This window comes from Pseudomonas sp. 2VD (assembly GCF_005503585.1).
In the GTDB taxonomy this organism is placed as follows: Bacteria; Pseudomonadota; Gammaproteobacteria; order Pseudomonadales; family Pseudomonadaceae; genus Pseudomonas; species Pseudomonas aeruginosa.
This window is the reverse complement of record NZ_SCND01000190.1, coordinates 1-11518: the sequence shown is the minus strand read 5'-3', so window position 1 is coordinate 11518 and position 11518 is coordinate 1. Positions and strand designations below refer to the sequence as shown.

The following is an 11518-nucleotide window of genomic DNA, read 5'->3' as shown; positions in this document are numbered from 1 at the left end:
TATTTATCATCATCGATCAGGGGAGTACTCCAGATCACCAGTTCAAGGGCCGCGGCGATCTGAATGCGATGATCGGCAAGCCGGACGGGCAACAGGTCCTGGGCACGCTCCAGCCGGCGCAGCAATGTGTTGCGATGCGTGCCCAGCGCTTCTGCGGTCTGGGTGACATTGCAGCCATTGGCCAGGAAGGCGTGCAGCGAGCGCTGAAGCACCGAAGGCTCCGTCGCCAGACGCCCCAGGGTGCTCAAAACGAACTGCCTGGCCGCGCGGTCGTCCTGGGTCATCAGCGACACCATCCTCACCTGGTCGATGGTGGCAACGGCGGGTGCGCCCGCCAGGCGGCCCATCAGCCTTTGCGTCGTCAGGGCCTCCAGATGCGAGCGACGGAAGCCATTGACTCCCGTGCCCGGCGAGCCGATTGCCGCGCGAATCCCTGAAAACCGCAGTGCGATGCCTTGCAGCAGGTTCAGGTCCAGCGGTTTCGCCGCATGGCTCCAGACCCACAGGGTCGCGGGGCCGGCGAATACGATCAACGGCGCCGCCGTGCCCGTGAGTTGCGCCAGGGTACGCGCCACATCCTCCAGAAGGCGGATCTCGGCGTCCGGGCTTTCGCACCAGACCAGGCCGGCGTAGTGCTTCTGGAAAAGGCTGTAGCCCAGCCGCCTGCCGAATTGCTCCGTATCCACATCCCTGCCGTCGAGCAGCCGACTGACCAGGCTTCGTTTGTCGATCGGGTCGTCATGGGCCTGGGCGCTCTTTTCTTCCAGGATGATCTGGGTCACCACACGCATGTTGCTGTCGATGAATTCCGAGATGGACCGCGACGAGACCTCCAGGAACTCCTCGAGCACCCTGGGATCCTGCGTCAGGTTGAAGGCCATCTTCATCCATAGCTCCCAGGCGGTGTTCTGTGTCGACCTCGCGACATTCATCAGCAGCTCGGACAGCCCTCTGCGGGCGAGCTCCCTGGCCGTGTCCACCATGTCGGCCGAGACGTAGGGTTGCACCGGTTCTCCGGGGCGCTGCAGATTGGCGTTCGCCCAATGCAGCAACTCTGCGCGGTTGGCGCGCCGGCACGCCGCGAGGATGACCGGGTCCTCCAGCAGCTTGGCATCTTCCGGTGAAGAGAACAGCGCCTGATTGAGGCGCTCGACCCACTCCGGCGGCAGCGCCTGAGCGAGCTCGGCGCCTTTGCGCATGAGTTCACGAACGGCTTCCGATGGGCGTGGCCAGGAGGATGGCGTACTGGTCATGGGCGGTGCAAATCACTCAAAAATCACAGAGGAAATGGTGCAGTTCGTACCTTGGCGCAAGGTTGGGGGAAACCTAGCATGAACTCACTGCCTGAACAAAAAATACAAGGAGGCGCCGTGACGCTCCATGTTCTTTTTTTGGGGTTTAGCGCAGTGGCAAGCGGGCTTGTTCGCCGGTGCCCGTTGCCCGGACAGCGACCCGCCTGCGCCAACCGTTCCTTCAATCCGGAGTTCTTTCAATGTCAGCCTCTCGCGATACCTTCAGCCTGCCCGTCGTAACCCGCTCGACTCCAGCGCAAGAGATTGCACTGCTGAGCGACCAGGCAGGTGCGGTGATCATCCGCAACTTCATGACCCCCGAACAAGTCGCACGGATCAACAACGAACTGGACGCTCCCCTGGCCGCGCTCGAGGCCGGCTCCAAGCACCAGCACGAGCTGATCGCCGAGTTCCATGGCCGCCAGACCAAACGGCTCACCAACCTCGTCACCCACAGCAAGACCTTTCGCGAGGAGATCCTCGATGACGACCTCTTTCACGACCTGGGGAACGTGCTCTACGCCGCGGAGTGCGGTGACTGGTGGCTGACCACGGCCCAGTTGATCGAGATCGGCCCAGGCAACAAAGCGCAAATGCTGCACCGCGACATGGCGCAGTACCAACCGTTCGTGGCCATGAATAAACATGCGCCGCGCACCATCACCAACCTGATGCTGGCGCTGACCGATTTCACCGAGGAAAACGGTGCCACGCGCTTGATCCCCGGGAGCCAGGACTGGGATGACTTCGACGATGTAGGAACCCCAGAAATGACGATCCCTGCCCTGTTGAAAGCAGGAGATGCCGTGCTGTTCGGCGGGAAAGTCGTTCATGGCGGCGGGGCCAACGTGACCGCTGACTTCTACCGTCGCGGGCTGACCATCCCGATGCAGGCTTCGATCATCACGCCTGAAGAGGCCTACCCGTTGATCGTGCCGCTCGAACTGGTCAGAACGCTTGCTCCGCGCGTTCAGAAGATCCTTGGCTTCCGCTCCCAGTACCCCAATGGCAGCCCAGGCCTGTGGCAACATAACTACGCAGACCTGGCCGACTATCTCCAGCTCTAGAAGCCTTCCACGCTGGCTGGCCTGGCCCCGAAGGCGCCAGGCCCAACCGCGTCCCCGGACAAGCAAAGAGGCCGGTGAACACTTTCATTCCTGGCGGGGCATTACTCCGCGACGTGAAAACAGCAGCGGCGTGCCGTCGGCGTTGAACAGCGCCGCCGTCAGCGAGAGGCCGTCAGCCGTCGGTGCTTCCTGGAAACTGTTTCCACCATCCCTGCTCCGTACCTTCAGTCCGTCAAGCCCGACCGCCAATACCCGCGCGCCAGCCACTGCTATGGATGTGACAGAGCCCTTGCCTTGCGTTGGCACTCTGCGAAAAGCCTTGCCATCGGCAGAGCCCTGCAACAGGGTGCCACGCTGACCACCCAGCAGCAGACGCCCATCGGCCAGCACCGCGCCAGACCACAGGGTGCCTTCATAGCCGGTATCCAGGTAACGCCAGTTCTTCCCCTGGTCGTCGGAGCGCAGCACCTGCCCATGCTCGGCCGTGGCGTACAGGCTGCTGTGGTTGTCGGCAAACAGCCCCATCAGGTTGAGGTCGGCCCGCTTGGCTCCTGAAGGCGCTTGCAACGGCTGCTCCGTCCATGTCTTGCCGCCATCCTCGGTGGTCAGCACCAACGACCAGAGCCCTACCGCAACGCCCTGCCGGGCATCGAAAAAGTGCACGGCGAACAGCGGCCGGTCTTCTTCGCTCGACAGGCGCTGGACCTGCCAGGATTCCCCGCCGTCGGCGGTGGACAGGATCGCGCCCCAGTGACCCACCGCCCAGCCGTGCCTGGCATCCACGAAGGACACACCCGTCAATGGCGTGGATAGTGGGACCGAGCGTGCCTGGCGCCACTGCCTGCCCTGGTCGTCGGACAACAACACGACACCGTGGTCGCCCACGGCAACCACCCGCTCTCCGGCCCAGCCGGCGGCCAGCATGGTGGCCTGCGTGGCATTGCCCGCCTGCACGGCCGGCACGGCCTGCAACGGCGCGGCCTGGAGAGACATCAGCGGCAATCCTGCTGCGAGCAAGGCCGCGGTGAATGAAACCCTGAACTTCATGCTTCTCTCCTCAGTGCACCAGCGCGCCGATCATGCGCACGGGACGTTTGCGCGGGAACGCCCGCTCCAGCCATACGGCGAAGGCCGGCAGCACGGTCATGGCCATGACCATGTTGACGATGAACATGAAGGCCAGCAGCTTGCCCATGTCGGCCTGGAACTTGAGCTCCGAGAAGGCCCAGGTGGCCACGCCAACGGCCAGGGTGATGGCGGTGAAAATGGTGGCGACGCCCACCTCGAGCAGCGCGTACTCCACCGCCTTGGTGATCGTCTGGCCATGGGCCAGGTGCAGTTGCAGGCGGTTGTAGATGTAGAAGGCGTAATCGACGCCAATGCCCACTGCCAGCACCATCACCGGCAAGGTGGCGATGGTCAGGCCGATCTGCAGCTCCTTCATGAACCAGTAGCCAATGAAGGTGCCGATGGTCAGCGGCAGGCAACACACCAGGACCGCCCGCAAGTCGCGATAGACCACGAACACCAGCAAGGCGATGGCGGCATAGACGTAAAGCAGCATGGGGGTCTCGCTCTTCTCCACCTCTTCGTTGATCGCTGCCAGGACGCCGGCGTTGCCGGAGGCGAGGCGGATCGAAATGCCTGACATCGGATACTCGCTGCGGAAGGCCTTGGCGGCGTCCACCACTCGGTTGATGGTCGTGGCCTTGTGATCGGCCAGGTACAGGTGCACGGCCGACATGCTGCAATCGATGCGCATCAGCCCGGGGGTTCGCGCAACCTCGGTGGCCAGCGCGGCGTAGTTCATCGGGTCGATGGGCACCGCCGCCATCTTCGGGTTGCCTTCGTTGTAGCCCTCGTTGAACTGACGCATGGTGGTGGAGAAGGACGCGACCGAGAGGACGCCGGGCACCCCCTGCATGGCCCACACGAAACGATCCTGGTACTGGCCCAGGGCGACATCCTCGCAGGCCACCTCGGAAGGAGCCTTGTCGACTTCGAACACCACGCTGAGCCAGTCCAGGCCAATGTCGTAGTTGCTGGCGATGGAGACCGCGTCGCGATTGAAGCGCGAGTCCTCGCGCAACTCCGGCGCACCCGCCTGCAGCGTGCCGACGACGCGGTCATGGCTTTGCCAGATCGCCGCCAGGAACACCGCCAAGGCCGCGCCGAGCACCCACTGCGCCTTGCGTGGCTCGGCGAGCCGGGCCAGGCCCCGCAGCCAACGGCTGCGACGCTGCCGGGAAACCTCCTGGGCGGCTGCGTACTTGTCGTCGACGCGCAGCAACGACGCCATCAACGGCAGCATCACCAGGTTGGTGACGATCTTGTAGGCCACGCCAAGCGAAGCCGTGATCGCCAGTTCCCGCACCATCGGGATCGGGATCAACAGCAGCGTCACGAAGGAAACCAGCGCGGTCACCAGCGCCAGCGTCCCGGGAACCAGCAACCCGGTGAAGCTCGAGCGTGCCGCCTCTTCGGCGCTCTTGCCGATGGCGATCTCGCGCACGATGAAGTTGATTTGCTGCACGCCATGGGAAACCCCGATGGCGAACACCAGGAAGGGCACCAGCACTGCCAGCGGATCGAGCCCGTAGCCCAACAGGCGCAAGCTGCCGAACTGCCAGACCAGCGAGGCCAGCGAACAGACCAACGCCAGCAAGGTGAAACGCAGCGAGTGGCAATACCAGTACACCGCCCCCGCCGTCAGCAGCAACGCCAACAAACAGAACTCCAGCACGGCTGAAGCTCCGTCGGCGATGTCGCCGATCTGCTTGGCGAAACCGATGATCTGGATTTCGAAATCGCCGTCTTCGAAGCGCTGGCGGATCTCTTTCTCCAGCCGATGGTTGAAGGTTACGTAGTCCAGATGGGCGCCCTGGCTATCGTACTCGTTGAGTTCCACCGTGATCATCGCGCTGCTCTGGTCCCGGGAAACCAGCGTACCGATGAAGCCGCCCTGGGCAGTAGAATTGGCGATCTTCGCGATGATCCGGTCATCCAGGTGCTCGGAAGAAACCGTTCCGGGTACCAGCGGATCAGCACGAAAACCTTCCTCGGTGATTTCGTTGACGAAGGCGTTGGGCGTCCACAGGGAGCGCACGCTGCTGCGCGATACTCCGGGGAGGAAGGTCACCGCCTGGGTGACGTCATACAGCCGCTTCAGGCCCGGGGCGCTCCAGATATCGCCCTCTCGGGCCTTGACCACGATGGTCAGTCGGTTCGCCCCCAGCAGGTCATTGCGGTAGGCCTCGAATGTCTCGATGTATTCGTGGCCTACCGGCAATTGCTTTTCGAAGCCGGCATCCATGCGCAGCTGTACGGCGAACCAGCCCATGATCAGCGTGAATACCGCCAGGCTCGCCAGCACCAGCCGGCGATGCCTGAACAACACACCTTCGACATATGACAACAGGCCACGTGTCGGGGCCTCAGGTAGCTTTACAGAACCGTTCAAGGCAAGCCTCACAAGGTGCGGGAGATCGCGATGCCGACATAATCGCGGTCACGATAAAGCTGGTCGTAGGGCGTCTCACCGCCCATGAACTTCGCGTAGTTGAGGGAAATCTGCCAACTGGCCGGGTTCCGCACGAAGTTCAGGTACAGGTTCATGCTGCTCGCGTCCTCGGTGAAGGTTGCGCTGAGGTTCGGTGTCCGTCCTCCCAGCGACCGTGCATAGAAGACGCCTGGCGTGACCTGCCAGCCCGGCAACAAGGTGCCGTCATAGGTCAGGCTGAAGTCCAGGTTGATCCCCGAGGAGGTCTTGTCGCCACGGGACTTCGGCGCTCTGGCAGGATCCAGCTGCCAGGCATTGAGCCCCGCGGCGAGCGGTTCGCCATTGACCTCGTCATGCAGCCCCGGGTACTTGATGACCACCAGTTCGGTCAGCAAGCTGCCCGTGCTGGCCCCGCTGAAATCCAGAAGCGTCGGGGAATTGGACGGCGTGAAGCTGTACAGGCCGGTCAGGTGCCACTGGAATTTCTTCTCGTCCTTCCAGCATTTGCCGCCGTTGCCGGTACACAGGTCGATGACCGGGTTGAGCATGACCGAGTCCTTCGGCCGGTACGACAGCTCCGTACCGACGGCCCAGTCACCGATCGGCATGTTGGCACTGATGCCGTACATCATCCGGTCTTCCTGGTACTCCCAGGTCGGTGCCGCCGCGAAGGTGTTCGGGTCGAGAATGGCGACACGCAACGATGGCAACTTGTCGTGATAACGCATTACGTAGAAGCCATAGGCGACGTCGCTGTCCTCCGGCTGCCAGCGCAGCGAAAGGCCCCACTGGCCGCTGTCGCGGGCGTCCTTTTCGGAGAATCCGTAGTCCCCCCTGCCCTCACCCAGCGCGTTGGTGGTGGACCAGTAGCTGCCCACCGGCGGCAATTCGCTTTTGTTCCAGCGGAATTGATAGTAGGCCTCGACGTTGACACCCGAACCCAGGCCCGACGCGACACTGAGCATCGGCGCCGGCAGCACGGCCTCCTTGAGCTGCACGCCGGGGCGCGCCAAGGCCTGGTAATCGTAGGCGTTGGTATTGTTGATGCCACCGGCCACGAACAGGCTTTCGCCCCAGTTGATCACCTGGTTGCCCAGGCGTGCGCGGACCCGCTGCCCGCCCACGTCGAAGCCTTTGCTCACCCACAGGTCCAGCAGGCGGGCCTTGAACGCGAGGTCGTCGCGGGCGTCGTCGCTCAGCCCGTTGCTGCCGACGCTCTCCGGGGTGTTGAACGACAGCGTGCCGGTGGTATCGGTGGCAGCGAAGTCGCGGATCCAGGTGCCGCGCGCCATGAAGGTGATGTCCTCGGGCATCTTCAGCAACAGCTCATGGGTGCCCTTGAGGTAGTTGGTGAACATGTCGCCGCGGTCGTAGTTCAGGTCGCCCTGGTCGGCCACGCCGGAGCTCTGCGCCAGGCAGCCGGAGGGCGCGTTGTGCCCGGTCGGTCCCTGGTTGATCAGGTTGCAGCCCCGTGACTCGGTACGCAGACCCATGCCTGCGGTGATCGTGGAGTCGAAGGAGCCATTGAGGGTTTCGGTTTCGAACGTGAATCCCATTGCCAGTGGGGTTGTGCACGCGATGACAAGGCCTGAGGCTTTCGTAATTATTTTTTTCATGCTGGCTCTCGATCTGACGTCGGTTAGCGCTCGCTGATGGCTCGCAGATTGTCGGAGGTGAAGAAGTCACGCTTCAGGCGGGGGGAGCCGTTGTCTTCGGTGAGCCAGCGAATATCGTTCTTGCCCGCACCGATCGAGGTCATGTCGAAGAGGTAGCGGCCATCCGCCAGGTTGTACTGGACCTGGGCCTGGACGTCGCAGGCGCCTGTCTCGTACACGGGAATCGAGAACCCTTCGCGCACTTTCCAGATCTGCCCTTGCTTGTCGTAGTCCACCGCCAGCAACGGGTTCCAGCTGTCCTCGTCGATGTAGAACATGCGCTTCGGCGCCTGATGGCGCATGCCTTGACGGACATTGGCCTCGACGACCCAGACCCGATGCAGCTCATAGCGACGCGACTGCGGCGCGATCGAGTCGTTGCCGGCAAACGTCTCCACCTTGGCGCCAGTGTCGTAGGCACCGAAATCGTTGTAAGGCACCAGCAACTCCTGCTTGCCGATCAGCTTCCAGTCGAAACGGTCCATGGTGCCGAAGAAGACGTTCGCCTCGTCGACGGTGTACTGGTTATCCAGGCCGATCTGTGGCGCATCGTAGGAGTACGACGGCATTCGCCGCACGCGGCGCTGGCCGGGGAAGTAGTAGAAGGTCGTGGCCTGTTCGCCGGCCACGGCAGTCTGTACCGCGGACTGGCCGGCCAGAGCAGCCGGCTCGAGGTAGTTGAAGAAGGTCGCATTCTCCAGGCGGCCAACTGACGAGAAGAGCGCACTCCCCTTTTTCCCCCAGGGCGTGAAGAAGAAGGTATCTGTCGACTGACGTAACCATTCCCCCCCTTTGCGTGGAGAAATTCCGGAAATGGTCCGGGGAATTTCGACGCCAACGCCGCGGTAGCGCATCTTCATGTTCCACATCACCTCGGCACCGGTACTCGGCATGGGGAACGGGATGCCCGGAACGTGAGCCTCGTCCAGAGCGAGGCCGGCAGCATCGAGCTTGGCGAAACCAACGTTCTGCCGGGTGTTCTCGGCCACGAAGTCCGGAGCGCTACAGGTCCGACGGGTCGGATACACATCCATGCGATAGCCGGGAATCCTCTTGAACAGCTCGACCTGTCCGGGGGACAGCTTGCTCGAGTGTTGCGCGAGATTGTTCGCGTCGATGCTGTAGAGCGGCTTGTCGCCCTTGAACTTCCAGTGCTCTCCTCGCACCTGGCCGTAGCTCCATCCCTCGTCCTGCTGTCCAGGCTGCGTCCAGGCAGGAATATCCCCGCTTGCACTCGCTGCGATCTCCCCGCCCAAGGGGGTCAGTTTCGACCCCAGCGCCTCGGGGCCCTGGGGCGCAGCCTGGACCGAACAGAGCACGGTCGATACCGCGAGGGTCATGAACAACTGCTGCTGGAAAACACGACGGGTGGGCGCTTCACCTTCCAGCCGTTCAGTTACATCTTTCATTGGATGGCTCCTCACACAGGGCATGGACCGGTTGCTCGACCTCCCAAGGGGAAGAAGTCGGCTCCTGTCGATAATGATCATTTGACCTGATCAATTGACCATGTCGGACGATCATGAGGCAAACCATATGCCAGTTCTCTTTCATGTTTTTTTAATTGTTATAAATCAGGCGGTTATGGAAAAAGTTCTGTTCCAGGCCCAGTGCCCTGTGCACCACCTTGGGAAGTAAAGAAACATGTGTTACCTGGAGATGCTTGGTAACAGGGCACAAGAGAGCTTGAGGGGAACTTTCGTAGATATCGGCTCGGGCATTTTTAATTGTCGTTTCGCCTCGGGTCAGAGGGAGCGATCGGATATGACCGGTCATGAATCGAGCAACTTTATCCGACAATGCACGCTCCGCGGCGGAGCGGGACTATAGCGGATGTAATGCCTGCAAAAAAAAACCGCCCCGAAGGGCGGTAAAAGGCAGGGCCAGGGCCTGCCATGGAGTTACAGCAGAACAGTTCTGCCAGGTTATCGGGTCAGAAAGAAAAACTTGTCGCGCCGTATTGTTTATCGCGGACGAGGAAACGCTTGGCCGTATACCTTGTTCGAACGCTCCAGCGCACCATAGGCATAGTACAACTGCACCATGGAATAGGACCAAGCCAGGAAGGCCATGGTCATGAAGACCATCTTCGTGTCGTCTCCCGGAATCGGGAAGAAGTCATATCTGAGCGCTACTACCAGGCCCGCCAGCCCGCCAGCGATGGTGGCCAGAGTATGGAGGGCTTCGCCTGCACGGGCCAGTTGCAAGGTGAAGTAGCAAAGATACAAGGTATAGGCTGACCACATGAATACATAGAAATAAGGGAGGAATCCCTCGATGATTCCAGACAGGAAATAGACGCCGGTAGCGGCAAAGCCAGCTACAAAAATGAGGATGTCCTTGGCGGGCGACGGTTTGTAATCGTGGGTAACTGCCATTAGCCCGAGCGTAGCGATAACTGGCACTCCCACCCCTCGCGAAAAGGCGTCGAGAAAGATCGCGATGTTGTAGTTGGCTTGCCAGCCGGTGGCTATGAATGTAGTGAAGTTCGATGCCGAGATACCTACGATCAAGAACTCCAGGCCAAGCAAATAGTTTTTCCGCCTGATGAATGCAGCGCCATAAAACAATCCGGAAATCACCAGGAGAATACATGAGAGCAGAGCGAACAAGTCTCTCGGTTCCACGTTAACTGCCCCTTCAGATAGAGTTGTATCGATGCCTTGTGTCTAATCGGTGCAAGGGAGTACGGGCATAACCCCATTAACTCCCCGCATCGTTATCAGCCGTTCAAGGCTTTGTCTTTGCGCACTTTCTTGTCGGTCCATGCATCCAGTAGCCTGGCGGCCGCAAAGGCCGTCTTTATGGCGCACCATTGAAGTGGCTCGGGTAGCATGGATGGCGTCTTGTGTTCCAGCGCCGCTAGCAGCGGAGGCTCTCCACCGCCGATTCGCTCGGCGAAAAGCGCGCCCATGAGCGATTGAGTGGCAAGGCCATGCCCTGAACATCCCGCCGTATAGAAGATGTTCTGCCTGGCCCCTGTCACCCCGACCACGGGGAGGAAGTCGTAGGCCCCGCTGATATACCCGCTCCAGCAATGCCGAATGGCAAGGCCCTGCAAGGAAGGAAAACGCTCGCGCAACACTCTCGACAACGCGGCGTAGGCGGCGTGGTCCGGAACATTGGGTGTCTTCGAGCCGTAGGCATAACCCAATTGCTTCACGGTCAGCAGCAGGGTGTCATGGGCCGTCAGGCGATGACTTTCCATGGTGTAGTGCGGCGTAATGAGGCCTTCACGCTCTTGCCAACCCAGGGACGCCAGTTGCTCCGCCGATAGCGGCTGGGTTTCGATTGCCGAAACCCGGATCGGTGCAACCTTGTTGCGGAGCACTCCCAGCTGAGGCGTGTAGGCGTTGGTCGCCAGAACCATTACAGGGGCGGTGGCGATACCCTGGGCCGTATTGCAGGTAATCACCTGCCCTTCACAGTAGGAAAGCACCGGCGTGCGTTCGTACAATTTCACGCCAGCCTTGATTGCCGCACGACGCAGGCCGTTGACGTACTTTCCCGGATTCAAGGTGCCGCCACGCTGCTCGCTGCCAAACAGGAATGCGGGCGGTATGCCTCGCGCGCGCATCTCGGCGCTATCCACGAAGCGCGTGACAGAGCCCAGCGCGTGGCCAAGCTCCATGTTCGCTCGCAGTCGCTTTTCCTGGCTGGGATGGACGGCGGCCCGGATGATTCCCGAGGGCGTGTAATCGCAATCGATGTCCAGCGCAGCCAAACGCTCTTCCACATAGGTGACGGCCTCGTCATAGAAACCGACGAACTTACGTGCCTGCTCAAGCCCCACTCGCTTGACGAAAACCTCGCATTCTATGCCCATGCTGCCGAGCAGATAGCCGGCATTGCGCCCGCTGGCCCCGAAGCCTGCGAACTGCTGTTCCAGAACGATGACGTTCGCTCCACGCGCCCTTAGTTCCAGCGCCGTTGACAGGCCGGCGAACCCGGCGCCGACCACGACTACGTCTGCGTGCTCGTGGCCTTTCAGCGCCGGCTGCAGGT

8 protein-coding genes are annotated in these 11518 nt (G+C 61.5%); 1 reads left to right on the top strand and 7 read right to left on the bottom strand.

Translation table 11 applies throughout. The features are described from left to right. A partial coding sequence (locus FFS27_RS19800; protein WP_009876420.1) for a PucR family transcriptional regulator occupies nucleotides 1-1199 on the bottom strand: 1199 nt, incomplete at its 3' end. A 293-nt stretch (nucleotides 1200-1492) separates the two neighbouring features. On the opposite strand from FFS27_RS19800, the gene FFS27_RS19795 reads away from it, so the two are divergent. Beyond that, the gene (locus FFS27_RS19795; RefSeq protein WP_003089190.1) at nucleotides 1493-2359 is read left to right on the top strand and encodes a phytanoyl-CoA dioxygenase family protein; all 867 of its coding nucleotides are present in this window, start codon (nucleotides 1493-1495) and stop codon (nucleotides 2357-2359) included. An 84-nt stretch (nucleotides 2360-2443) separates the two neighbouring features. On the opposite strand, the gene FFS27_RS19790 is transcribed toward FFS27_RS19795, so the two are convergent. The 6 genes from FFS27_RS19790 to FFS27_RS19765 form a co-directional block, all read right to left on the bottom strand. Continuing rightward, nucleotides 2444-3406 (bottom strand): WD40/YVTN/BNR-like repeat-containing protein, encoded by a 963-nt coding sequence (locus tag FFS27_RS19790; protein WP_021264772.1) that lies wholly within the window; start codon nucleotides 3404-3406, stop codon nucleotides 2444-2446. A 10-nt stretch (nucleotides 3407-3416) separates the two neighbouring features. After that, a complete protein-coding gene (locus FFS27_RS19785) occupies nucleotides 3417-5819 on the bottom strand; it encodes an efflux RND transporter permease subunit (RefSeq protein ID WP_044727193.1) in 2403 nt (800 codons plus the stop codon). A gap of 8 nt (nucleotides 5820-5827) precedes the next feature. Next, complete coding sequence (locus FFS27_RS19780) at nucleotides 5828-7474, bottom strand: DUF1302 domain-containing protein (protein WP_003089183.1); 1647 nt, start codon at nucleotides 7472-7474, stop codon at nucleotides 5828-5830. A 23-nt stretch (nucleotides 7475-7497) separates the two neighbouring features. Continuing rightward, a complete protein-coding gene (locus FFS27_RS19775) occupies nucleotides 7498-8922 on the bottom strand; it encodes a DUF1329 domain-containing protein (protein WP_031300850.1) in 1425 nt (474 codons plus the stop codon). Nucleotides 8923-9477: 555 nt separating this feature from the next. After that, entirely contained in the window at nucleotides 9478-10125 is a 648-nt protein-coding gene (locus FFS27_RS19770) for a hypothetical protein (RefSeq protein WP_003122770.1), read from the bottom strand. 110 nt (nucleotides 10126-10235) lie between these two features. Continuing rightward, a complete protein-coding gene (locus FFS27_RS19765; RefSeq protein WP_256659558.1) occupies nucleotides 10236-11516 on the bottom strand; it encodes an NAD(P)/FAD-dependent oxidoreductase in 1281 nt (426 codons plus the stop codon). Nucleotides 11517-11518 lie beyond the last annotated feature (2 nt).